Below are 22,451 nucleotides of genomic sequence, written 5' to 3'. Positions count from 1 at the left end.
TGCCGTGGCCCCTGAAACAACCGGAGCCTTGCTTGAATTCTCCATTGCTGTCTGCCGTCATCGCCTACATCGAAGACCAGGGGGGCGGACAAGGCCTGTTCCCGACGGCCATTGAAGGCTTCAATATCGTCCGCTCGTTTCAATCGATGATGCCCATGCGAAACATCTATCGGCCGTCGCTATGCGTCGTGCTGGAAGGGGCGAAGGAGTTGCAGTTCGGCGACGAACATCTCAACTACCGCAGCATGGAGTGCTTGGTCGTCAGTGTCGGCGTCCCGGCGACCGGAAGGATCGTCGAGGCCAGTGCCGCAACGCCCTATGTCGGCGTCATGATCGATTTCGACGTCGCAACCGTGCGGGAGGTTCTCGAACAATTGGATACGCCGCCAGTGCAGTCCGACGCGACCGGTCCTTGCGCTTTTATCGCCAAAGTGGATCAGCCGCTTGCCGATTGCATACTACGTCTCGTTCGACTGCTGGCAACTCCGAAGGCGATTCCGATCCTGGCGCCTTCGATCGTGCGCGAGATTTGCTATTGGCTGTTGAGCAGCCCACATGGCGGCGAGATCTGCAAGCTTGCCTGTCCGGAATCAAACATCGAACGTGTGGTAAGGGCCGTATCCCTGTTGCACACCAACTTCGCGGAAACTTTGCGCGTCGATCAGTTGGCTGATGTTGCGCGGATGAGCCCGTCGTCGTTTCACCAGCACTTCAAGGCACTGACCTCGATGACTCCGCTCCAGTTCCAGAAGCAACTACGCCTGCTAGAGGCGCGCCGCCTCATGGTCACGCAGGCTGCCAATGTTGCTGAAGCCGCCTACAAGGTCGGGTACGAGAGCGCGTCGCAGTTCAGCCGAGAATATTCGAGAACCTTTGGCATCGCGCCCAAACAGGATGCCCTGAACCAACAGCGCCTCCACAACGAATATGCGAGCCGCGTCGTGAGATCCGCGTAATCGCATCAGGAAGCAGTGTGCGGCTAAGGTGCAAGCGGTCGAGCTGGGAAGACGATCGATTTCCTCACCCGAACCGGACGGATCTGCACGTCCAAGCGCCAGGAATTCATTCTTCTCTCCGATACGCTCGGGATTTCCATGCTGGTCTATGCCATCAACCACCGCATGCCGGAAGGCGCGACCGAAACGACAGTGCTCGGTCCGTTTTATGTGCAGGACGCCTCGGAATTGCAGGTCGGCGCCGATATCTCGGCATCGATGGAGGGCGAGCTGCTTTACGTCTCCGGGGTGGTGAGATCGGCGGATGGCCAACCGACCGCCAACGCCATTGTCGATGTCTGGCAGGCCGACGATGACGGTTATTACGACGTGCAGCAGTCCGGGTCTTCCTGAAAGCAGACGTCGATGAAGCTACGCCTTGACGGCATCAAAGCGCAGTCACGCGGTGCCGGCTGTCAAGGCGCTCCAAGCCGCGTGTGAGTCCATGTAGTCTCTCCAATGCGCGATCTTCCGGTTCTTCAATTCGATAATCGAGCAGAACCGATTGTCATAATCGGCACCCGTAGAGATGATCGTTCCATGAACCTCGTACTCAATGATGACGACCCCGTCGCCATCCGCTTTGTTGACGATCAAATTATCGGCGGATCGGAGCTGGATATTACCGACATATCCCTCGAACTGTCGCATCAGGCGGGCGCGCCCGGAGATCACGCGAGGCCAGCCCAATTCATAACGGACTTCGTAAACGATGTCGTCGGCAACGACATCGAAGAAGTGTTCACCATCGACAAGGTCTCCCAGTGCCCTTCGCACAAGATCAAAATAGGGTTGGGCAGCCTTGTAGGAGGAATAATTCTCGCCTGACATTTTGTTATCTCCATGCATCTTTCGGATTGTTCGCCTGCGGCCTGTCGACAAAGCCGGTCATCCTGCCGGATACCCGAAGGGTCCGACGCCGCGCCGCGCCTCACATCCACGCAGTCGCGTTTCGCCGCACGAACTGTTCGAATGTCGTCGCCGGTCTGCCTGTGACGCGTTCGACGTCGTCGTTGGGTCGTGAACCATTGCCGGTGATGACCGCCGTGGTTAGCCAGCGGAGCGTGACCGCATAATCGGCGGGCACGAACCCGGCTTCAACCGCGGCGCCGATCCAGGCTTCCGGATCAATATCATTGTGGGCCACAGGGCAACCGGCGACTTTGGCGATTATGTGGGCGACGTCGGCCAAGCTGAGCGACTGGGGACCAGTGGGCGCGTATGTCGCGCCCGCATGAGCGGCAGGAGTGAGCAGCGTCGCGACCGCGACCGACGCTATGTCCTCGGCATCGACAAAGGCCTCGCTGCCGCTGCCGGTAGGCACCGTGATCTGCCCGCCGATGAGAGGCAAATGCTCGTCGCTGAAGTTCTGCATCACCCAAGCCGGGCGAAGAATTGAATGACTGAAACTCTTGCGGCGCGCAAGATCAAGCTCGACGGCGTGTATGTCGACCTCAGCCGGTGCTCGATCACTGCCGTAGGTGCTGAGGTAGGTTATGTGACGAACCCTGGATTGTTCGGCAAGATCGAGGAAGTCAGCCACTCGGTCGGCGAACTTGACCCGCATGGTGGGCGAAACGAGGTAAACTCTGTCGACGCCGTCCAGCGCCGCAGAATACGTATCGGGGTTGTCCCAGTCGAACATTACGCTGGCGCCATGGCGGGCGGCTGTTCGTGCATTCAAGCCATGTTCCACGAGTTTTTTTGCCACGCGCGCGCCTGTTCGTCCGGTCCCGCCGAGTACAAGTGCCGTGTTTCGTGAGTTTGCCATCTCTCGCCTCCGTTTGTGTATTGTAGACGAATAATGACGATGACCGGGGAGCGACTCAATTTGCGTATCTCTCATTCTTTTAATTGAAACGCTCAATTAATTGACCAAGACGATTGCCTGGTTTATTCCGCTGGACATGGATTTGCTCGTTGACCATCTGACGAGAGCACGCGCCTCCGGTGCCGTTTTCGCCCGAACCGTTGCTAAGCCTCCGTGGGGCTTGCGCCTCGGCGGCGCCATTCAGCTTGCCGTGCATGCCGTCGCGCAAGGACAAGGATGGCTGTGGCTTGACGATGCCTCATACGGTCCGATGCGGCTCTCGCCGGGGGACGTGATACTTGTCCGCGGTGGGCCTGATCACTTCATCGGGCATGAACCCGGAACCGATTGCCTGGAGCCAGAGGGGTTCCGAACACGTTTTCAAGCTGACGGGCTGTCGGATGACCCGCATGCGACCGTGTTCCTGTGCGGGGCCTATCGCTTTTCGGGAGATATCGGCAGCGGCCTGCTCAATGCGCTGCCGCAGGTCATGCCATTGTCGCCCGCAATCGGCGACCCTCTGCGCGACGTGATCGGCCTGCTCTCCCGTGAGCTAGCCTCCACTGAGCCTGGGCAGAACACCGTTCTGGACCGGCTCTTGGACATCCTTCTGGTTCTCGCCATCCGAACCTTTTTCCGTCAGAGCGCCGCAACTCCACGCTGGTACCGCGCTTCGGCCGATCCCAGACTAAAGGCAGCGTTGCAAGGGATGCACGAGGACCCCAGACGAGCATGGGCGGTACCCGAACTTGCAAGGATCAGCGGACTGTCACGCGCCGCCTTTGCACGAGCGTTCGGTGACGCGCTCGGCCAGGCCCCCATGCAATATCTGACGGATTGGAGGATGACCCTGGCTCGCGATTACTTGCGCAGCAGTGAAATGAGCCTGGCGGAGATCGCCGATCTAATTGGTTATGGCTCGCCATATGCCTTCGCTGCAGCCTTCCGGCGCCACCACGGATATCCGCCCGGGATATGGCGGCAACAAGCGTTGGTTTCTGGTAACGAAGCGGAAGCAGTCTATGGGCTTCATGGCCGCTGACACGTGTGGCGGCATTTGCTTGCCAGGCCCCCCACGCTGGAAAATCGCCCGCGTAGGGCCAAACGCTGTCGTGGCGGCTTAGCGCCGTCTTGTCGGTCATACAGGGCGTCGTCGCGCCTCCCTGAAAGCGGACATCGTGTTAGGCACGGTCTCGTCTCCTGTGCGCCATTTGCGTTCATTGAGCGCTCATGATCGTCAGCCGGACGTTTCCGGGTAGTCCCGAGAGAACTCCCGCACTGACATCAAGACCGGCATAAGGCCACGGCCAGCACTTGAAAGACCGTACTCGACACGGGGCGGCTGCTCGCCGAAGTCACGCCTCGTGACAAGTCCGTCATTCTCCAACTCCCGAAGATGTTGTGTCAGCATTTTCTGGGAGATGTCAGGAATGTCCCGCATGAATTGCGATGCCCGCATCGACGGCTCGGCAAGGAGCCGGAACAGGATAGGTAGCTTCCACCGACCAGTTATCATTCGAAGCACCCTTGCGACATGTGTAACCGATCCATCGGGGCCGAGACAAACCTCCCTTGGTTCTCGTTCGACAGGCACTTTAAAGTGCGTAATTGCCTCGTCCATCGTCTTGTCCCCTTATCGGTGCATCGCACTAACATGGGAATTGCCAGGTGGATTTGAAACTTGATGGAAAAATTGCGCTTGTCACAGGAAGCAGCAAGGGTATCGGCGAAGGAATAGCCAGAGGCTTGGCGCGTGAGGGTGCTATCGTCATCGTCCATGGCCGCAACAAAACCAGTACCGAAGAAGTCGCCCACGACATCGTCACCCAGGGTGGGCGTGCCTATACGGTCTTTGGCGACCTGACGAATGACGATGACGTACAAGGGCTCACCGATGATGCGCAGGCTTTCGTGAAACCAGTCGAAATCTTGGTCAACAACGCAGGCGGCTCCGGCGAGGTGGAAGACTGGATTACCACTCGCCCGGAGACATGGGCATCCGGTTACGACCGGAACGTGCTGGCGGCAGTAAGGGTGACCGCTCGGCTGCTGCCAAGCATGCGGGCTGCCAAATGGGGAAGAATCGTCAATATCTCCAGCATGGCGGCGATGATGGCTCCTGCGAAAAGGCCCGATTATGGTGCCGCCAAGGCAGCGATGATCGCGATGACGGCCTCGTTGGCAAAGGAGGTTGCCATGGATGGCATTACAGCGAACACGGTATCGCCCGGAACCATCCATAGCGATAAGTTGGACGAAGGCTTCCGCAAGGTCGCTGCCGGGCAAGGCCTTGCCTCAGACGCTTCATGGAACGAGATCGAGAAAATTGTGCTGCCGATGTTTGCCCAAGTCCCTATGGGAAGGGTTGGAACGCTTGAGGAAATCGCTGATGCCATCGCTTTCCTCGTAAGTCCGCGAGCCAGCTATATAACGGGTGCAAACCTGCGGCTTGACGGCGGCATGTGGCCAGGGCTTTGATCTTTCAGCATTGGGCCGAATCAAGACCAAGTCATTCCGCTGTCGAACGCCCGCTTTCATGATAGCGTGCCACACGCCATCATCCATGCGATCGACGGCCGCGGACGACAGTAGCGTTTCCGCACTGGCGATCACCGCGATAACCAGCGTCGTCTTAATGATACCGGGCTCGACCATCCTGGCAAAATCATTGAGCACCTCCGACAATCAAATCAAAAAATATCGAGCGGTCTTTGCCCAAGGAAGGGGCGTGGCATGGCCGAAGCGCGACAACTTTAGAGCGAAATGTCATAAAAGTCACAACCACCGAAGAGTGGATGCGCGAAAACCTTCGCTCCTAATGGAGATGCGGTTCGACGGGGTCGACGACCGCGCCGAGTCCCTTTGTGTGGTTCGTGGACATGTGAGGTTGGTTACCCCCTCTTTCGAGAGCTTTCGTCAATGTCGGTACGCCACCATCATTTGACATACATGGGGAAATCGGAGCATCAAAGGGGGAATGGGCGACGCCGCAACGAGCAGTAGTTTTCTAACAAATGAATATATTCATCGACTTAAGCCGTGTCGTCACGCGGCTGCATTTTGGATGCTGTTTCACATTCGGCAACGACGCGATTAGTTCGCAGCAATTGTTCGTTCCGGCCGTTTCCAGGTCGTCAAAAGCATATCGATGAAACGGTCGGCTGCGGGGGATAGGGTGGCACTCCTGCGTCTGACGATGCCGATCGTCCGAGTAACGACAGGATTGACGATCGGGCGGGTGACGAGAAACGGATGCTCTTCCTGCGGCGTTGCCAGCCTTGGAAGCACGGAAATTCCCAATCCCGCCTCGACCAGCCCCAGCGAGGTATTCAAATGGGTCACCTCGTAGAACCAGTTGAGCCTGAGGTTTGCCCGGGCGAGCGCCGCGTCAAGAAGCGTGCGGTTGCCGCTGGAGCGATCGACCACAACAAGTGGGTGGCCCTCGAGCTGGTTCCAGTGGATTTCGTCAAAGGCGGCAAGCGGATGGTCTTTGCGCATGGCCAACACAAATGGATCGTCGATCAACGGCTCGAACGATAGATCCGGATCGGAATTGCCCATCAAGTTGATACCGAACTCGACTTCTCCTCGAGCCACCGCTTGTAGCCCCTCATTGGCGGTCAGATCCCGGATCCTCAACCGTATGTGAGGATAGTCGCGGCCAAAGGTGCGAATAACGGTCGGGAGGAAGTAGAAGGCGGCGGTCGGTACGCAGGCCATGGTTATCAGTCCGCGACGCTGTGATCCACTGTCCTTGATGGCAAAGAGCGAGCCGTCGAACTCCTCCAGCATGCGCCGAACGAGAGGGATCATCTCTTGACCGGTGGCCGTCGGCGCCACATGGCGGGTGGTTCTGTCGAGCAATGGCGCGCCGATCGATTGTTCCAGTTTCTGGATGCGGCGCGTCAAAGCCGGCTGCGAGATGTGCAAGGCCTCCGCCGCGCGATGAAAGCTCTCGAGTTCGACCACGGCTTGGAATGCACGAAGGTCCAAAATCTCGCAATTGATGCTCATAATGAAATAATCCCTCCGAAAATTGCATTTCACAAATAACCGCTTCTTGCACATATTGCAACAAGCCGGTGGATTGATCCACTTTATGAAACTTAGAAGGTTTGTTATGAACGATTTGGTGCGGATTCCTTGCGTCTTGATGCGCGGCGGAACCTCTCGGGGGCCGTTCTTTTTGAGCGCGGACCTGCCGTCGGACGCCGCCAGCCGCGATGCGGCCTTGCTGTCGATCATGGGTTCGGGTCATCCGCTGCAAATCGATGGCATAGGGGGCGGAAATCCCGTCACCTCGAAGGTGGCGATCATCGGTCCGCCGAGCGTTGCCGGCGCCGATGTCGACTATCTGTTCGCTCAGGTCCGGACCGACCGGCAGATCGTCGACTACTCGCCGAACTGCGGAAATATGCTGGCGGCCGTCGGGCCTTTCTCCATCGAAGCCGGCCTGGTGAAGGCCGGGGCAGCCGAAACGCTCGTACGCATCCACAATGTCAACACCGGCAAGGTGATCGAGGCGAAAGTGCCGACCCGCAACGGGGAGGTGACCTATCTCGGTGATGCCTCGATCGACGGCGTGCCGGGACTTGCCGCACCGATCGCGCTCACCTTTCTCGATGCCGCGGGAGCCAAGACCGGCAAACTGCTTCCAAGCGGCAATGCATCGGATGTCATTGACGGTATGAGGGTGACGATCATCGATTGCGCCATACCCATGGTGCTCATGCGCGCTGCCGATCTCGGAGTCACTGGATATGAAGACGCCGCGACGCTGTCCAGGAATAGCGAGCTGATCGCACGCATGTCGGCGATCCGCATCCGGGCCGGCAAGATCATGGGCATGGGCGATGTGTCGGACAAGGTCATTCCGAAGCCGGTCCTGATTGCGCCGCCGCAGAAGGGCGGTACACTTGCGGTTCGTTATTTCATGCCGAACGATTGCCATCCGGCCCTTGCGACGACGGGGGCGGTCGGCATAGCAACTGCGGTTGTCACGCCGGGGACGATTGCCGCCGATCTTGTAGGCGGCTCATCTCTTCCGGCGACTGTGCGGATTGAACATCCGGGCGGCCGTCTCGACGTCGAGCTGGAGACGCGCGGCGGCGTGACCGTGGCCGGTCTCGTGCGAACCGCGCGTCGTCTTTTCGAAGGCTATGCGTTTGCCAAGCCCGCCGGGTTTGTCGAACACGCGGCCTAGATCATTACCAATCGATCCGGTGAGGACCGGATATAGTCAGGGAGGAAATTTCATGCGCAATTGTCTGCTCGCGGCAGCCGCCATCATGGTGCTTGCCGGCGTCGCTCATGCCGAGCCGGTTCGGATGAGCGTCGGCTCTTATAATCTCAATAACCTGCCGTTCCCCGTTGCCGAAAGCCTTGGCTTCTACAAGGAAGAGGGGCTGGAGGTGACTACGGAGAATTTTGCTCAAGGAGGCTCCAAGGTCCTGCAGGCTCTTGTCGCTGGCTCGACCGACGTCGCCGTTGGCTTTTATGATCACACGATCCAGATGCAGTCGCAGGGCAAGCATGTCGTCGGCTTCGTACAGCTCGCCCGCAATTCGGGGCTGGTCCTCGTTGGAAAGAACGACACCGATTTCGATCCGGCCAAGCCGGCAACGATCAAGGGAAAGAGCATCGGCATCACGGCGCCGGGTTCGTCGTCCGATTTCTTCATTCGCTATTATCTTCAGCAGCATGGCCTGACCGAAAACGATATCTCGATCATCGGCGTCGGCTCCGGCGCGGCTGCAGTGGCGGCCTTGCAGCAGGGCAAAGTCGACCTTCTTGTCAACTACGATCCGGCTGCAACGATCGTCGTCGAGCGCGGCATTGGCAAGATCCTGATCGACGCTCGCAGCGATGAGGGCGCCAAGGCCGTCTATGGCGGTATCTATCCGACCTCGGTTCTCTATGCCAACCAGGCCTATATCGAGGCCCATCCGGAGGTGATCCAGAAGGTCGCCAACGCCACGGTGAAGGCGCTGCATTGGATGAAAAATCACACAGCAGCCGAAATCGTCGAGCAGCTCCCTGACGATTTCGTCTCCGGCGACAAGGCGACCTACATCAAGGCAGTCGAGAACGCCAAGGCGATCTTCTCGAAGGACGGCCTGTTCGTCGCGCAAGATACCGAGACGCCGCTCGCCGTTCTCAAGAGCTTCAACGAGAGCGTTCACAAGGCAACAATCGATCTCAATGCCACCTACACGAACAGGTTCGTAGAGGCCGCAGCCCTGCGCGCCGCCAACTAAGAGGCCTCCAATGTCAGTGACAGCAAGGAAAATTCAGGCCGTGGCCCAATCAAACCCGACACCCATGGTTTCCATCAGCGGCGTCACCATGGCGTTCGGATCGTTCGTGGCCGTCGAAAACGTCAACCTGACCGTCGGCGACGGAGAATTTCTCTCCATCGTCGGACCGACGGGCTGTGGCAAGTCCACCATCCTCAACGCCATCGCCGGCCTTTTGAAGCCTTCGGTAGGCGGGGTCTCGATCGACGGCGCTGCAGTGAAGGGCGTGCAGAACAATATCGGCTATCTCTTTCAACAGGACGCGCTCCTTCCCTGGAAGACGGCTTATGAGAACGTCGAGCTTGGGCTGCGGTTTCGTGGCGTGTCCGCCGGCGAACGGCGCGAAAAAGTCATGGGATGGCTTGAAAAGGTCGGTCTCAAGGGCTTTGAAACCCGGTTTCCCCACCAACTTTCCGGCGGGCAGCGCAAACGCGTGCAGATGGCGCAGGCCTTGATCACCGAGCCCAAGGTCATCCTCATGGACGAGCCGTTTTCGGCGCTAGACATCCATACCCGCCATCTCATGCAGAATGAGCTTCTCAAGCTGTGGCAGGAAGACCGCCGCGCCGTGGTCATGATCACGCATGATCTCGAGGAGGCGATTGCACTCGGCGATCGTGTCGCCGTTCTGGCCGCCGGCCCCAGGAGCCGGGTAATCGAAACCTTCGGCGTCGATCTCGAACGGCCGCGCGATGTCGCCGAAATCAAGCTCGACCCGAAATTCATGACCCTTTATCGCGACATCTGGGCGTCGCTGCGCGGCGAAGTGGAGAAAAGCTATGCAGGCCATTAACGTTCGTCTCATCCAGGTGGCGCTTCTGGCGATCATCCTCGGCGGCTGGCAATTCGGGGTTTCGTCCGGGGTGATCGACCGCTTCTTCTTTCCGGCGCCATTGGATATCGTCAAACAAGTGACGACCTGGATCAGTGATCACGGTTTCTACAAACATGTCGGCATCACGCTCGGCGAGACCGTTCTTGGCTACCTGATCGGGACTGGTCTCGGCGTGGCGGCGGGGGTCTGGCTTGGCCTCAGCCCGTTCGTCGCCAGAGTTCTTGATCCTTTCATCAAGGCCGTGAACGCAATCCCGCGCGTCGTGCTCGCTCCCATCTTCGTGCTGTGGCTGGGGCTCGGCCTCTGGTCGAAGGTCGCACTGGCGGTCACGCTGGTCTTCTTCGTCACCTTCTTCAACGCGATGCAGGGCGTCCGCGAAGTCAACCCGGTCATCCTATCCAATACCCGCATCCTCGGCGCCAAGCGTTCCGACCTGCTTCGCCACGTGTATTTCCCGGCCGCGGCAACCTGGATCCTGTCGTCGCTGCGTACCTCCGTCGGCTTTGCCGTTGTCGGTGCGATCATCGGCGAATATCTCGGCGCATCGGCGGGTCTCGGCTACCTCATCGCCCGGTCGGAAGGCAACTTCGATGCCGTCGGTGTTTTTGCAGGCATCATCATCCTCGCCGTCTTCGTTCTGATCATCGACCTGATCCTCGATGTCATCGAAAGGAAGCTCATCACCTGGCGTCCGAACGCCGGCGAAGAGCGTCCCGCCTGAGTTCACTCTCCGGGAAATTGAGGAGGGCAACCTGGCTGGGTGCCCTCCTGTTGGATTCCGCCCTGTCGACCCGTCCTTCCGCCTGGCGTTGGCCCTGCCAGGTAGAGACAGAGCCCTTCAGGGACAGCCAAGTCCAAAATGGATAATTACACGGTTCTCAACCACGAAATTGTTTGTAGCATCTCCCGAAGGCTTGGGAGGAGCGGCGCAATATGACGGATATGAAACTTTGCATTTTGACAGGTGCCGCGGGGGAAGTTGGCCGGGCGGCAGCGAAACGCTTCGCTGAGAGCGGGTGGTCGATGATTCTTTGCGACCGGACCGCTGAGATTGCCGGTCTGGCGAAAGACCTTTCAGCTGAGTTCGGCCATGCCTGCCTCGGTATTCAGATGGATCTCGCGAATGATCAAGAGGTCGACCAGATTGCGAAGACGGCCCTTGAGACCGGCATTCCGTTGCGCTTTCTAGGGCTCGTGGCGGCGATCAACCATCCGGCCGTCAGCATCGAGAACTTGGACATGGCCCTCTGGGACCGAGTGCACAACGTAAATCTGCGCGCGAACGTCAAGTTCATCAGCGCGTGTGTGCCGTTGCTGCGGAAGGCGGGCAAGGCTTCCATCGTGAATGTTGCCAGTTTCTGGGGCCGTGAAGGACATGCCTACTTCAGCCCCTATTGCACATCGAAAGCCGCATTGATTTCGCTGACGCAGAGTGTCGCCGCGGAACTTGCGCCGGATATCCGGGTAAACTGCGTTGCTCCAGGCAATATCAACACGCCGATGCATTTCAACGCGCTTGCGGTTGAGGCCGAAAAGCGCGGGATTTCCGCCGATGAGATGCGTGAGATCGAATGGGGCAAGATCCCGATGGGTCGTCCTGCGGAAACGGCGGAGATAGCATCTGCAATTCATTTTCTGTCTACCGACGACGCCAACTATTTCATAGGCGCGACGCTGGACGTCAACGGCGGCTGCCGATTCACTTAACCACGCGGTGATTGAGACGCGAATTGGAAGTTCAGGGGAGAAGAACGAATGTCGGACCAGCTAACGGTCATCGCGCATCTGGTGGCGCGCCCGGATAAGATCCAGGACACCAAGGAATTTCTGATGTCGCTGATCGAGCGCACGCGCGCGGAGGCGGGCTGCGTCGATTATCATTTGCACCAGAGCCAGGAAGACCCTGCGAACTTTGCCTTCTATGAAAATTGGATCGATCGTGCAGCGTTGGATGAGCATATGGAAACGCCGTATCTCAAGGAATTGATTGTACGAAAGAACGAGTTTTTCAAAGTAGACCCGGACATCCGCCTATTGACGATGATTTCGCCGCGATGACATCCGTCAGGTTCAAACACTTATGGGATCCGATCGGGTAACAATCGCCGAAGGATCGGAACTCGATCCAGGCTTGCGTGCCGGTCCGGTACTGCCTCTTAGCACCAGATGAGGGGTGAGGAGGATGCGCTTAACCGGTTGCGAGTGATTTTTGATCAGGCTCATCAGCAGGTCAGCGCTCTCGAATCCGAGATCGCGGCCGGCGGTGTGCAAAGTGGTCAATGGCGGCGACAACAGATTCATGAACGGTAGATCGTTGACGCCGGCAAGAGAAATCTGTTCGGGACAAGCGACGCCAGCCGACTTCAGGGCGACGAGGCAACCGACGGCGAGCAGGTCGTTGAAGGCGAGGACCGCGGTACTGGTCAGTCCGGATGCAAGCATATGTCCCATGATCCGCTCACCTTCCGCTACATCATAGGCTCGCGCTTCAATGACATCGAAACGGCAACCGGCCGCCTTCGCAAGGCGGGTCGCTGCATTGAACCCCGCCAGCCTGTTTTGAGCGGTGGAGGCCGCGAGCGGCGGTGTTACATAGGTGATGTCCTTATGACCCAGGTCAAGAACGTGCTCGACCATCGCCTGAACGCCTGCCGCATCGTCCATCGCGACCGAAGACATCCGGGAGTGCCGAGGATCCCGAAGAACGGCGACGGTCGGTATGCCCAGTTCCAGGCAAAGCTCGACCGAGGGGTCATTCAACTCGAAGCTTGCGACGACCAGCCCGGCGACGAACTGGCTGCTCATGCGTTCGACGATCGATCTGAGTTTGACGGGACTGTAGTCCGAGTTCGCGACGAAAGTGACATAGCTATCTTCCGCGACGCGTTCTTCTACGGAAGCGATGATGGGAGAAAACAGGGGGTCGCTGAGATTGGGGACGATGAGGCCGATCGTTCCCGTCTTCTGTGTCCGAAGGCTGGAGGCGAGACTGTTGCGCTTGTAGCCGAGTTGCTCGGCAACCTTTTCGATCTTCCGGACGACCTTGCTCGATATCCGATGGCTCGTCCCGGGATTCAGCGCACGCGACGCCGTCGAGACGTGCACGCCGGCGCCGTTGGCGACGTCGACGATGGTGACGCGCGGGCGTTTGCTCTGGTGACCTTGCGGGGTATCGCTCATTCGGTGCCGACTACTTCAACATTCGGATTCGATTAACTGGAAAAATATGCGATCAAACCTTTGCACACAAGGTGGCTCATAGAGTGCCGCCGGCCGATTTGCGACCACCCCTGGCGAATGAGCTATTTCTGTCTATGCAATCGTTGATTTTGGATCCTGTTCTTAATTTTCCTCTTTTGGTAAGCGACGGGTGCAGTCGGCAGGCTCTGAGCGCGTCTTTTTGCCGGCCCACTTTTTCCAAATCGTGGGACCGTTGAAAAAACTTTTTAGTTTTAAACAAACGATTGCTCTAATCGAAAATTTTCATAAGCAATTGGATATTTTATAAAAATCGACAAAAGGCATATTTTTTGCACGTGTATTTGTAAACTATTTGAGCAAACGTTTGCACTTGACTCAATCGGCTGTGCTCTCTAACCATGCCTTCGGATGGAACGGCACAGTGCGGTGCCGGACATGGAGAGACGCACAATGTCTTGGGAATCTGAGCGCAATTTGAAGATCGCATTCGTTGGCACCGGCGCGCAGGGCGCTTCGATTGGCGCCGACTTTGCGCTTGCGGGCCTCGACGTGACGTTCATCGAACAATGGCCGGAGCATGTCGACGCAATGAACGAACACGGTATCAGCGTCAACATGCCTATGCGATCCATCAATGCAAACGTTCGCGCAAAACATCTCTGCCAGGTGGCTGAATTGCGGGAGCGCTTCGACGTCATATTCCTCGTGGTCAAGGCTTATGACACCCGCTGGACATGTCAGCTTGTCGAGCCGGTTCTTGCGTCCGACGGCCTCGTCGTCGGTGTCCAGAACGGAATGACGCAGCGTGCGATCGCGTCCGTCGTCGGCGCTGAGCGAACGGTTGGGGCCGTATTCGACATGGCCTCCAACATGTTCACTCCCGGCGTGATAAACCGGCAGAACGATCGTGATACGTCCTGGTTTGCGCTCGGCGCGCTCGATCCGGCAAATCGCGAGCGTGTGGAAAGAGTTGCCGAATTGCTGCGGCTGAGCGGCCGCGTCGAGGTTACGGACGATATCGGCTCTGCCAAGTGGATGAAGTTGATCGTTAATGCCGCGCAACTGGTTCCGTCCGCGATCCTCAATTTGCCGTTTGCGGAGGCGGTCAGGGTACCAGGGATGGCAAAGGTGATGCGAGCAGCCGGTTATGAGGCGATGCGCGCGGCGCAGGCTGACGGCGCAAGCATTGTTCCGATCCTTGGCATGCCTCCGACGACAACCAATGATCCCGACCGCTATGTCGACGAGATCTTCGACGAGGTGCTTAAGACCTTCATGATGCCGGATACGCTGACGACAGTCCTCCAGGACTGGCACAAGGGTCGGCGCGGAGAGGTCCTGGATATCAACGGACATGTGGTGGAGACGCTGGAAAGAGCGGGGCAGGGCGCTCCGGTCAACCGCCGGATCGTCGAGATCGCCCGCTCGATCGAGCAAGGAAGTCTGACGGCGCAGGTGACGAACAGTTCCCTCTTTGCGACGTGACAAGGCGCTTGCGAACTGAGGTTCAAGGGTCCGCCAGACCGGACAGGATTGACTGAAACATTGCGTGCACGAGCCGCACGCCATCGGAGAAGGAGAGTCATATGGGTTGGGATAAGGCGCGCGGCCCGCGGATCGCATTTCTGGGAACAGGGGCACAAGGCGCGTCCATCGGGGCCGACTTCGTATTGGCCGGGCTCGACGTCACCTTCATCGAGCAGTGGCCTGACCATGTCATGGCCATCCGCGAGCACGGGATCACCGTGAACCTGCCGAGCCGCACCATCAATGCGAAGGTCCCGGCTCTGCATCTCTGCCAGGTGGCGGAAATCAAGGAGCCTTTCGACGTCGTTTTTCTCGTGGTCAAGGCCTACGACACCAAGTGGGCATGCCAGCTTATCGAGCCCTGCCTTGCTCCGGACGGAGTGATCGTCGGGCTTCAGAATGGCATGACGCATGAAGACATCGCGGCCGTGGTTGGTCGCGAGCGGACGATCGGTGCTGTGATCGAGATCGCTTCCAACATGTTCGTTCCCGGCGTCACGAACCGGCAGAACGATCATGACACGTCGTGGTTCGCACTCGGCGCGCTCGACCCCAAGACGCAGGAGCGGGTGGAAGACGTCGCCGATTTGCTGCGGAATTCTGGCACGGTCGAGGTGATGGAAGACATTCGTTCCGCAAAGTGGATGAAGCTCGTTGTCAATGCCGCCGAGCTTATTCCATCGGCGATCATCAACCTGCCGCTGGCGGATGCTGCGCGCGCACCCGGCATGCTCGAGGTCATGCGGGCGGCGGGATACGAGGCAATGCAGGCAGCATTAGCGGACGGCGCCAAGATCGTCCCGATCATCGGCATGCCGCCGGTCACGACGAACCATCCGGAGCGTTATGTCGATCAGATTTTCGAAGAGGTACTGAAGACCTTCTCGCAGGCTGACACGCTGACGACGTCACTGCAGGACTGGCGCAAGGGGCGCCGCGCCGAGGTGCAGGAGGTTAACGGATGGGTCGTCGATATCCTTCGTGCCCATGGCCAGAAAGCGCCGGTGAATCAGCGCGTTATGGAGGTCGCCTACGATATCGAGGCCGGCCGGATCGAAGCGCGACCAGAGAATGCAGCCCTATTGATCGAAACATATCGGGTCGTGGCCGAGCGTCGATAAGTCCCGGTGGTCACGCGGCAGGCAAAGCATCAATTTTTAACCTGAGGAGGAAAATGGCATGAAATCGCATCTGAAATGCGGCGCCATCGCGCGATGGCTTCTAACGTCCGCGGCGGTCTGCGCGAGCGTCGCAATCCCAGCCGCGCATACGAACGCCGGTGAGGCGAAGGGCGGCAAGCTAATCGTCGGCATCGACGAGACGGCTTCCGAATATTGGTCGGAATATCTGCAGGGCGTGAAGGACATTGGCGAGTCGCTCGGCAAGGATCCGACCGTGCTCACCAGCAACTATCAGGGCGATCAGCTGCTCGCGCAGCTCGGGGCCACCTATTCCGCTGGCTGCAATCAGTGCGCTCTTGCCACCGATCCGTCGTCGAATGCCTTCGTCAAGGCTGTTGTCAACCGGTCGGCCAAGTCGAAGGTCCATGTCGTCACGATCTGGAATCGGCCCGAGGACATCCATCCCTGGGATACGGATTCCAAATATTGGGTCGCCCATACCTCCTTCGACGGTGTGATGTCCGGCTACTACCAGGTCATGGCGCTTTGCAAGGCGCTGAACGGCAAGGGGAAGATCGCCGCGATCGAAGGCGTGCCGTCAACCCCGCCGGCCTATCAGCGCATCGCCGGCCTGAAAAAGGGTCTGAAGGAATGCCCTGGCCTGGAGCTTGTCGACACGCAGGTGGGCGACTGGCAAGAAACCAAGGCTCAAAATATCACCCGTACCTGGCTTGCCCGCTATGGGGATCAGCTAAAGGGCGTCTTCGCGTCCAACGATGCCATGGGCCGCGGCGCAGTCGCCGCGCTGAAGGAAAAGGGACTGAACGGCAAGGTTCTGGTCACCGGTTCTGACGGTTCGAATATCGGGCTGGAAATGGTCAAGAACGGCGACATGCTGGCGACCGTCTGGAACGATCCGGTCTTGCAGGGCGCGGTTTCCATGTCGCTCGCCTATGCGGCCGCGGTCGGCGACATCGATGCCGAGAAGCTGAGCCATGCGCAGCGCGACTTCTACCTCAAGCAGGATGTCGTGACCAAGGACAATGTCGATAAGTATCTCGACCTGAAGAAGAACGCGCCGAAATACACCTACGACGAAATCAAGAAGGACTTCTGGAAGGACTCGGCAGGTCAGATTCCGGAAGGCGCAAACGAGAACAAATAATCGGAAGGAGGGGTCGATGGAGGCCGCTACCAGTATGAACTCCAAAACGGTCGCTCGCTCGCTGACGCTTTTTGGCGAGATCAGAAGCAAATCGTCATGGAACCAGTTTGCAGGCCCTGTTGTGGCGCTCATCGTGCTGTCTGTGGGCTTCCAGCTGGTAAGCGGTAGCTTCTTTACGGTCGACAACCTCAAATCCGTGGTGGAGGCAGCGGCGGTTCCCGCAATTCTCGCCGCTGCCATCAGCTTTGTCGTCATCATGGGATCCATCGATCTCTCGCTGGAAGGCACCATGGCGACGACGAGCATGATCGTTGCCCTTCTCGTCGCAAACGGGGTCAACGGCAACGATTACGGCATGGTCGGATTGCTGGCGGCGCTGGCCGTTGGCCTCGCCTTCGGCCTTTTCAACGCCGTCCTCAATGCGGTGCTGCAGATGCCGTCCCTGATCGTGACGCTCGGAACCTGGTTCGTCGGGCTGGGCATCGCGGCAGTCCTGTTTCCCGCCCGTGTCCCGCAAATCAACGATCCGCTCATTCTCAACCTCGCCCGCCTGCGGCTCTTCGATTTGAGCTTGGTCGTCTACATCGCACTCGCCGTCATCGTCGTCAGCCAGTTGGTCCTGAACTTCACGAGGCTCGGGCGCATGATCTACGCGATCGGCGGCGACGAAGGCCTGCTCGTGGCTTCCGGCCTGCGAATTCGATGGGTCAAGATCGCCGCCTTCTCGATTTGCGGTCTGCTGGCCGGTATGTGCGGCGTGCTGCTGTCCGCACAGCTCAGCACCGGGAATGCGAATATCGGCAGCGGACTTCTGTTTCCGGCCATCAGTGCCGCCGTTCTTGGCGGCACCGTGCTGACGGGCGGACGCGGCGGCGCGGTTCAATCCGCGCTCGGTGCCTTGATTCTGGAGGTGCTGAACAATGGCCTCATCCAGATCGGCGCCGGTCCCTACACCCGCCACATCATCAGCGGCTCGGTCATCGTGATCGCCGTCGCCGCAGGCGGCTGGCATCGCCGCCGCAAACTGAGGGTCGTAAAATGACAGGCTCGCTCGTTCTCAAAGGTGTCCGCAAGACCTACGGCAGTGTCGTCGCGCTCGAAGGCATCGATTTGGAAATTCGCGCGGGGCAGGTGCTCGGGTTGATCGGCCAAAACGGCTCAGGCAAGTCCACACTGCTGAAGATATTGGCGGGGCTTGCGGCGCCGGACCAAGGTGAGATCATTCTCGACGGGCAGGCGATCGTCCTGGATTCGGCCACGACAGCTAGTCGCTACGGCATCGGCATGGTGCATCAAGAGCAGTCCCTGATCCCCAACCTGACCGTTGCGGAAAACATCTTCCTCGACAAGCCGCACCCTGCCACGAGAAACGGCCTCTACCGATGGGGCGCTCTGAACAAGGCCGCACAGGCGCAGCTGCATAAGATCTCGGTCGAGCTGCCGACCCGCGCGCTTGTGGAGGATTTGCGGTTTGCCGAGCGCCAGCAGGTCGAACTCGCCAAGGTTCTGGCGATCGAGGAACTCGTCGACAGACCGCCGATTATCCTGTTCGACGAGCCAACCTCGGTTTTGACGCCGGATGAGATCAAGCTTCTCTTCAAGCAGATCAATAGATTGCGCGGCAACGCGACGATCGTCTTCGTGTCGCATCGCCTGGAAGAGGTGTTGGAAATCAGCGACCGCATCGTCGTCATGACCGACGGCCGCAAGGTGGCCGAGAGAGACAGCGGTTCGGTTGACCGCAATGAACTCTATGAACTGATGGTCGGTCGGCAGCGGGTTACCGATGCCAGGTCGGATCGGAAGCCCGCAGCGCAGGCCTCGACGCCGGTGCTCAAGATCGAGCGGCTGAGCAGTGGTCAGCATTTTCGCAACATCAACTTCGAACTTCGGCGCGGCGAAATCCTCGGCATTGCCGGCGTGCTCGGCTCCGGGGCCGAGGAAGTTTGCCGGGCAGTCTTTGGCGCCGAGCGCGTCGATGCGGGAGGGATCGCGATCGAGGGCAGGGCGGCAAATCCGACCAGCCCGCGAACCGCGGTTCGGCAGGGTATCGGATATCTTCCGGCAGACCGCCGCGCCGAAGGGATGCTTCCGAGCCGATCGCTGTTCGAGAATGCCGTTCTCACATTCGGGCTGGACTACGGCTGGCGCTCCCTCGTTTTGCGGCGCGGCAAGGAGCGGCCGGTCGCGCTCGAATGGATGAAGCGTCTAAAGGTGAAGATGCACACGCCCTATGCGCCCATCTCCAGCCTCAGCGGCGGCAACCAGCAGAAGACTGTGCTTGCAAAATGGCTGATGGCCAGGAAACTCAAGGTTCTCCTGCTCGACCATCCGAGCCGGGGGCTGGATCCCGGCGCGCGGGACGACCTCTTTGCCGTCATCCGGGAGCAGGCCGACAAAGGCCTGTCGATCGTCTTCGTCGGCGACACGATCTCCGAGTTGTTGGAGCTTTCCGACCGAATCGTCGTCATGCGGGACGGCGAGATCACCGCCCGTTTCGACCTGACGGATGGAGCCATGCCGAAGGAAGAGGAAGTCGTCGCGGCTATGGTCTGATGTGGCTTGGCCAGGTTTCGCTTCGAAGCTGAATTTGGAATAAGGGAAGAACGACCATGGGTAATACACTGGACAGCACATTGATCGCCGCTCTTCGGGGACGCCGATCGACCTTGTTGCGAGGGCTTGGCCCCTTGGCGGTTCTGATCGCGCTCGTGGCGATCAGTGCCGCCATCGCACCCGGGGTAGTGGAGGTGGACTCCCTCGTCAGCTTCTTGTCTGATGCGGCGCCGATCATCGCGCTGGTCATCGGCGGCACGCTCCCCATTCTGGCGGGCAGCATCGATCTGTCGGTCGCCGGTGTGGCGTCGCTGACCGGGGTGCTGGTCGTCGTCCTCAATCCGATTTTCGGCCCGTGGACGTCCGTCGTCGTCATCCTCATCGCGATGGCGTTCGGCGCGACACAGGGTCTGCTGCATTCGTGGCTGCAACTGCCATCCTTCATCGTCACGCTCGGCACGCTGAGCATGCTTTCTGGTCTGGCGCTGTTGCTGTCGAACGCGACGGCGGAACCCATTCCGGACAATGATCTCTTCGTGACCTATCTCTCCGACAGCACCGCCGATATCCCAAATACCGTCATAGCCCTTATCATCATCATCGCGGTGCTGGGACTGATGCTTCGCTATCTTCGTCTCGGGCGAGATATCTACGCGCTGGGCACCGGTGAGCGGGCCGCGATCATGTCTGCCGTGAACGTCATCGCAGTGCGGACGATCATCTTTGCGATTTCGGCCGGCTGTGCCGCAATCGCAGGCCTCTTCCTGATCTCTATAACGGCGTTCAGCTCGCCGACGCTTGCCGGCAATCTGCTGCTGCTCTCTATCGTGGGCGTGGTCTTAGGCGGCACGGCGATTTCAGGCGGTGTCGGCGGACTGCTTCCCGCGGTTGTGGGCGGCCTGATTACGTCGTGGCTGCGCATTGTGACCGTTATCATCGGCGTCCAGCCGACGGCCCAGAATATCGTATTCGGCTTGACGGCATTGGTGGCAGTCGCGCTCACCACGGACCGAAGCAAGCTCGGTATCATCAAGTGAGTTCTCCCGGTTATGCCGACCGATCGGCGTGGCCGGGACCGAATGCGAGAGAGCGGTGGTTCGATTGAACTACCGCTTCGGCGTAATTCCAGCAAAAGTGTAACGCGGTTTTGCGTCCGGAACCGCTCTATCTATCTCCGCTAAACCACGCTCTGCCTCGCCCACGTCTTATGAGCGGATTTCAGGCTGGCCTCGATCTGTGCGGCTGCGTGCTCAAGAGCTAGCCTTGGTGATTTATTGCCAAGCAGCGCGTCATGGATCTCCTCGCCAAGAACCTTCTCGATCGTCGTATATTGCGGGATCTTGGGGCGTTGCCAGGTATGCAGCAGGTTCTTCTTCGCCAGCTGGTCGACGAAGCGGACGATCGGAGAGCTTGCGGCAGCTTCCGGATCGGCGCTGACCGAAAAGCGCGGAGCGACCGGAAAACCGTTCTTCACATGCGCCTTCATAGCTTCCCTGGAGGCCATCCATGCGATCGCGTCCGCCGCCAGCTCCACTCTTTCCTCCGGCAGATTGGTCGGAATACAGAAAAGAAAGCCGCCGATCGGAGAGGCGCGCGTGCCGCCGGGACCGTATGGCTGCGGCAGATATTCGACTCGCCGCTTCACGACCGACTGGACGTCATATTCGAAGCGGGCCGCGCGCATCGTCCAGAAATAACCCAAGCTCGCTTTTCCCTTCAGGAAGACTTCCAGGGTTTGATCCCAGGCCATCTCCAGAATCTTTGGCGGCGAAATTTCGATCAGCCTGCGCATGTATTCGAGGGCGCCGAAACCGGCATCGGACAAGATGGTGCAGCTCAATTCTTCCAGGTTTGCGCCTTCGAGCGTGAAGCCCGAGCGCGTCTTGCGCAGGGAGATCGCCGGCTGCCCGCAGGCACCCATGAAGAATAGAAAGCTCGACGCGATCGGCATGCCCCGCGCGCCGTCCCAGACGGCTCCGAACATGCCTTCGTCCGGAGCATGAAACTTGCGACCGGCGCTGATGACATCATCGAAAGTCTTGGGAAAGGAGAGGCCCGCGTCGGAAAAAAGATCCCTCCTGGCCGCCAGTAGTTCGACGGTACAGTAGCCCGGAACGCCGTAGTCCTTACCTTCCCAGGTTGCCGATGACCAGATGGATGGGTGGAAATCGAGCGGATTGATGCCGGTCTTCTGAATATACTGATCGATCGGCCGGATCACGCCGCTCTCCGCGAATTCCCCGAGCCATGGCATGTTGATCGCGATGACGTCATAGTCGGACAGTGGTTTTGCGCCGTTTTCACGCGCGCGCCGATAGAGGTCGGGAAGCGGCAAAAGGTCAAAATTTTTGCGTGAAGCGAGATTGTTGCGGAAGTCGGCCCACATGTTCCGCATTGCGGAGAAGTAGTTATCGTCGTTCAAGAGAAAGCGAAGCTCGATCTGCGATTCGGCACGCTTCTGGACAAGCCTCATCGGTGGAATGATCTGCGAACCGAGAGGCGTACCGCCGAAATAATATTCGTCTTCCTCCTCGCCGGCGCGCAGCCCCAAGGTCTGCGCGAGGAGCGATTTCGTCTTGCGGGCATAGGTTTCGAACGAACGAAGCAACTGCTCGCTCGGCTGCAGCGCGAAACTCTTGCCAGTCGAACCTTTGGCGACTTTGAGAATGTAGCCGCTATCGATGAGACGGTTGATCAGTCTCATCGAGGTCGCATAAGGGAGACCGGATTCCTGTCCAAGCGTCGAGATCGAGACAGTCTGGCTTAGTATATGGGACTTGATCAGGAAGGTGACGATCAGCCAAATTGCATCGTCATCGGCGGCTGCGACCACCTCCCTGAATGGACGGCGCGTTTTCTCGATGAAATCGATGACGCGCAGCATTTCATATTCGTTCACGTCGGCCTCCCAACCGTCGCGCTAAGGACGATCAGACTAGCTGGCA

General features: G+C 58.9%; 21 protein-coding genes and 1 pseudogene. 16 read left to right on the top strand and 6 right to left on the bottom strand.

Annotated features, from left to right (window positions below; genetic code table 11):
• The first annotated feature begins 32 nt into the window (after window positions 1-32).
• Window positions 33-956 (top strand): AraC family transcriptional regulator, encoded by a 924-nt coding sequence (locus tag FHT29_RS27965; RefSeq protein ID WP_113084890.1) that lies wholly within the window; start codon window positions 33-35, stop codon window positions 954-956.
• 54 nt (window positions 957-1,010) lie between these two features.
• Window positions 1,011-1,334: pseudogene (locus tag FHT29_RS27960) on the top strand (dioxygenase); the annotation flags it as partial.
• 60 nt (window positions 1,335-1,394) lie between these two features.
• Here FHT29_RS27960 and FHT29_RS27955 read toward each other — a convergent pair.
• Both FHT29_RS27955 and FHT29_RS27950 read right to left on the bottom strand, forming a co-directional pair.
• Window positions 1,395-1,826, bottom strand: coding sequence for a nuclear transport factor 2 family protein (locus FHT29_RS27955; RefSeq protein ID WP_113134295.1), 432 nt, complete (start codon window positions 1,824-1,826; stop codon window positions 1,395-1,397).
• A gap of 100 nt (window positions 1,827-1,926) precedes the next feature.
• Window positions 1,927-2,766: an NAD(P)H-binding protein gene (locus FHT29_RS27950; RefSeq protein ID WP_113134296.1), complete on the bottom strand. Its 840-nt coding sequence runs from the start codon at window positions 2,764-2,766 to the stop codon at window positions 1,927-1,929.
• A gap of 100 nt (window positions 2,767-2,866) precedes the next feature.
• Here FHT29_RS27950 and FHT29_RS27945 point away from each other — a divergent pair, with 100 nt between their 5' ends.
• The gene (locus FHT29_RS27945) at window positions 2,867-3,847 is read left to right on the top strand and encodes an AraC family transcriptional regulator (protein WP_210255554.1); all 981 of its coding nucleotides are present in this window, start codon (window positions 2,867-2,869) and stop codon (window positions 3,845-3,847) included.
• A 195-nt stretch (window positions 3,848-4,042) separates the two neighbouring features.
• Here FHT29_RS27945 and FHT29_RS27940 read toward each other — a convergent pair whose 3' ends face one another.
• Entirely contained in the window at window positions 4,043-4,426 is a 384-nt protein-coding gene (locus FHT29_RS27940; protein WP_113134297.1) for a helix-turn-helix domain-containing protein, read from the bottom strand.
• 47 nt (window positions 4,427-4,473) lie between these two features.
• Between FHT29_RS27940 and FHT29_RS27935 the strand changes: the two genes are divergently transcribed.
• Window positions 4,474-5,283: an SDR family oxidoreductase gene (locus FHT29_RS27935; protein ID WP_113134298.1), complete on the top strand. Its 810-nt coding sequence runs from the start codon at window positions 4,474-4,476 to the stop codon at window positions 5,281-5,283.
• 615 nt (window positions 5,284-5,898) lie between these two features.
• Here the strand turns inward: FHT29_RS27935 and FHT29_RS27930 are convergent.
• Window positions 5,899-6,819 (bottom strand): LysR family transcriptional regulator, encoded by a 921-nt coding sequence (locus FHT29_RS27930; RefSeq protein WP_037197987.1) that lies wholly within the window; start codon window positions 6,817-6,819, stop codon window positions 5,899-5,901.
• A 106-nt stretch (window positions 6,820-6,925) separates the two neighbouring features.
• Between FHT29_RS27930 and FHT29_RS27925 the strand changes: the two genes are divergently transcribed.
• The 6 genes from FHT29_RS27925 (at window position 6,926) to FHT29_RS27900 (ending at window position 11,994) form a co-directional block, all read left to right on the top strand.
• A complete protein-coding gene (locus FHT29_RS27925) occupies window positions 6,926-8,008 on the top strand; it encodes a 4-oxalomesaconate tautomerase (protein WP_037197990.1) in 1,083 nt (360 codons plus the stop codon).
• A gap of 52 nt (window positions 8,009-8,060) precedes the next feature.
• The gene (locus FHT29_RS27920) at window positions 8,061-9,062 is read left to right on the top strand and encodes an ABC transporter substrate-binding protein (RefSeq protein WP_047563094.1); all 1,002 of its coding nucleotides are present in this window, start codon (window positions 8,061-8,063) and stop codon (window positions 9,060-9,062) included.
• Between the two features lie 10 nt (window positions 9,063-9,072).
• Window positions 9,073-9,894 carry an ABC transporter ATP-binding protein gene (locus FHT29_RS27915; RefSeq protein ID WP_210255553.1) on the top strand — a complete coding sequence of 274 codons (822 nt, stop codon included), beginning with the start codon at window positions 9,073-9,075 and terminating at the stop codon, window positions 9,892-9,894.
• Window positions 9,881-10,657 carry an ABC transporter permease gene (locus FHT29_RS27910; RefSeq protein WP_012650046.1) on the top strand — a complete coding sequence of 259 codons (777 nt, stop codon included), beginning with the start codon at window positions 9,881-9,883 and terminating at the stop codon, window positions 10,655-10,657. The genes FHT29_RS27915 and FHT29_RS27910 overlap by 14 nt, the downstream gene beginning before the upstream one ends.
• 212 nt (window positions 10,658-10,869) lie before the next feature.
• Window positions 10,870-11,643: an SDR family oxidoreductase gene (locus FHT29_RS27905; RefSeq protein WP_168600610.1), complete on the top strand. Its 774-nt coding sequence runs from the start codon at window positions 10,870-10,872 to the stop codon at window positions 11,641-11,643.
• Window positions 11,644-11,691: 48 nt separating this feature from the next.
• Window positions 11,692-11,994, top strand: coding sequence for a putative quinol monooxygenase (locus FHT29_RS27900; RefSeq protein WP_037198001.1), 303 nt, complete (start codon window positions 11,692-11,694; stop codon window positions 11,992-11,994).
• 12 nt (window positions 11,995-12,006) lie between these two features.
• Here FHT29_RS27900 and FHT29_RS27895 read toward each other — a convergent pair whose 3' ends face one another.
• The gene (locus FHT29_RS27895; RefSeq protein ID WP_168600609.1) at window positions 12,007-13,116 is read right to left on the bottom strand and encodes a LacI family DNA-binding transcriptional regulator; all 1,110 of its coding nucleotides are present in this window, start codon (window positions 13,114-13,116) and stop codon (window positions 12,007-12,009) included.
• A gap of 471 nt (window positions 13,117-13,587) precedes the next feature.
• Here FHT29_RS27895 and FHT29_RS27890 point away from each other — a divergent pair, with 471 nt between their 5' ends.
• The 6 genes from FHT29_RS27890 (at window position 13,588) to FHT29_RS27865 (ending at window position 20,543) form a co-directional block, all read left to right on the top strand.
• Window positions 13,588-14,622 (top strand): 2-dehydropantoate 2-reductase N-terminal domain-containing protein, encoded by a 1,035-nt coding sequence (locus FHT29_RS27890; RefSeq protein WP_168600608.1) that lies wholly within the window; start codon window positions 13,588-13,590, stop codon window positions 14,620-14,622.
• Between the two features lie 101 nt (window positions 14,623-14,723).
• Entirely contained in the window at window positions 14,724-15,785 is a 1,062-nt protein-coding gene (locus FHT29_RS27885; protein WP_037198004.1) for a 2-dehydropantoate 2-reductase N-terminal domain-containing protein, read from the top strand.
• A gap of 58 nt (window positions 15,786-15,843) precedes the next feature.
• Window positions 15,844-16,950: a sugar ABC transporter substrate-binding protein gene (locus FHT29_RS27880; protein WP_168600607.1), complete on the top strand. Its 1,107-nt coding sequence runs from the start codon at window positions 15,844-15,846 to the stop codon at window positions 16,948-16,950.
• Window positions 16,951-16,966: 16 nt separating this feature from the next.
• The gene (locus tag FHT29_RS27875; protein WP_081999712.1) at window positions 16,967-17,992 is read left to right on the top strand and encodes an ABC transporter permease; all 1,026 of its coding nucleotides are present in this window, start codon (window positions 16,967-16,969) and stop codon (window positions 17,990-17,992) included.
• On the top strand, window positions 17,989-19,506 hold the full coding sequence (locus FHT29_RS27870; protein ID WP_168600606.1) for a sugar ABC transporter ATP-binding protein: 1,518 nt from the start codon (window positions 17,989-17,991) through the stop codon (window positions 19,504-19,506). The genes FHT29_RS27875 and FHT29_RS27870 overlap by 4 nt, the downstream gene beginning before the upstream one ends.
• A 56-nt stretch (window positions 19,507-19,562) precedes the next feature.
• Window positions 19,563-20,543, top strand: a complete 981-nt coding sequence (locus tag FHT29_RS27865) for an ABC transporter permease (RefSeq protein ID WP_168600605.1) — start codon at window positions 19,563-19,565, stop codon at window positions 20,541-20,543.
• Between the two features lie 140 nt (window positions 20,544-20,683).
• Here FHT29_RS27865 and FHT29_RS34735 read toward each other — a convergent pair whose 3' ends face one another.
• Window positions 20,684-22,405 (bottom strand): extracellular solute-binding protein, encoded by a 1,722-nt coding sequence (locus tag FHT29_RS34735; RefSeq protein ID WP_092574586.1) that lies wholly within the window; start codon window positions 22,403-22,405, stop codon window positions 20,684-20,686.
• Window positions 22,406-22,451 lie beyond the last annotated feature (46 nt).

This window comes from Rhizobium sp. SG741 (assembly GCF_012275435.1).
Lineage (GTDB): Bacteria > Pseudomonadota > Alphaproteobacteria > Rhizobiales > Rhizobiaceae > Rhizobium > Rhizobium lusitanum.
The sequence above is the reverse complement of the archived record's forward strand: the minus strand, read 5'-3'. Positions and strand labels throughout refer to the sequence as shown.

Bases quoted from the DNA above. Each gene is read 5' to 3' on its own strand.
- FHT29_RS27920 (WP_047563094.1), top strand. From the start codon at position 8,061: ATGCGCAATTGTCTGCTCGCGGCAGCCGCCATCATGGTGCTTGCCGGC.
- FHT29_RS27930 (WP_037197987.1), bottom strand. From the start codon at position 6,819: ATGAGCATCAATTGCGAGATTTTGGACCTTCGTGCATTCCAAGCCGTG.
- FHT29_RS27885 (WP_037198004.1), top strand. From the start codon at position 14,724: ATGGGTTGGGATAAGGCGCGCGGCCCGCGGATCGCATTTCTGGGAACA.
- FHT29_RS27895 (WP_168600609.1), bottom strand. From the start codon at position 13,116: ATGAGCGATACCCCGCAAGGTCACCAGAGCAAACGCCCGCGCGTCACC.
- FHT29_RS27880 (WP_168600607.1), top strand. From the start codon at position 15,844: ATGAAATCGCATCTGAAATGCGGCGCCATCGCGCGATGGCTTCTAACG.
- FHT29_RS27905 (WP_168600610.1), top strand. From the start codon at position 10,870: ATGACGGATATGAAACTTTGCATTTTGACAGGTGCCGCGGGGGAAGTT.
- FHT29_RS27870 (WP_168600606.1), top strand. From the start codon at position 17,989: ATGACAGGCTCGCTCGTTCTCAAAGGTGTCCGCAAGACCTACGGCAGT.
- FHT29_RS27865 (WP_168600605.1), top strand. From the start codon at position 19,563: ATGGGTAATACACTGGACAGCACATTGATCGCCGCTCTTCGGGGACGC.
- FHT29_RS27910 (WP_012650046.1), top strand. From the start codon at position 9,881: ATGCAGGCCATTAACGTTCGTCTCATCCAGGTGGCGCTTCTGGCGATC.
- FHT29_RS27940 (WP_113134297.1), bottom strand. From the start codon at position 4,426: ATGGACGAGGCAATTACGCACTTTAAAGTGCCTGTCGAACGAGAACCA.
- FHT29_RS27950 (WP_113134296.1), bottom strand. From the start codon at position 2,766: ATGGCAAACTCACGAAACACGGCACTTGTACTCGGCGGGACCGGACGA.
- FHT29_RS27955 (WP_113134295.1), bottom strand. From the start codon at position 1,826: ATGTCAGGCGAGAATTATTCCTCCTACAAGGCTGCCCAACCCTATTTT.
- FHT29_RS27925 (WP_037197990.1), top strand. From the start codon at position 6,926: ATGAACGATTTGGTGCGGATTCCTTGCGTCTTGATGCGCGGCGGAACC.
- FHT29_RS27915 (WP_210255553.1), top strand. From the start codon at position 9,073: ATGTCAGTGACAGCAAGGAAAATTCAGGCCGTGGCCCAATCAAACCCG.
- FHT29_RS27890 (WP_168600608.1), top strand. From the start codon at position 13,588: ATGTCTTGGGAATCTGAGCGCAATTTGAAGATCGCATTCGTTGGCACC.
- FHT29_RS27875 (WP_081999712.1), top strand. From the start codon at position 16,967: ATGGAGGCCGCTACCAGTATGAACTCCAAAACGGTCGCTCGCTCGCTG.
- FHT29_RS27900 (WP_037198001.1), top strand. From the start codon at position 11,692: ATGTCGGACCAGCTAACGGTCATCGCGCATCTGGTGGCGCGCCCGGAT.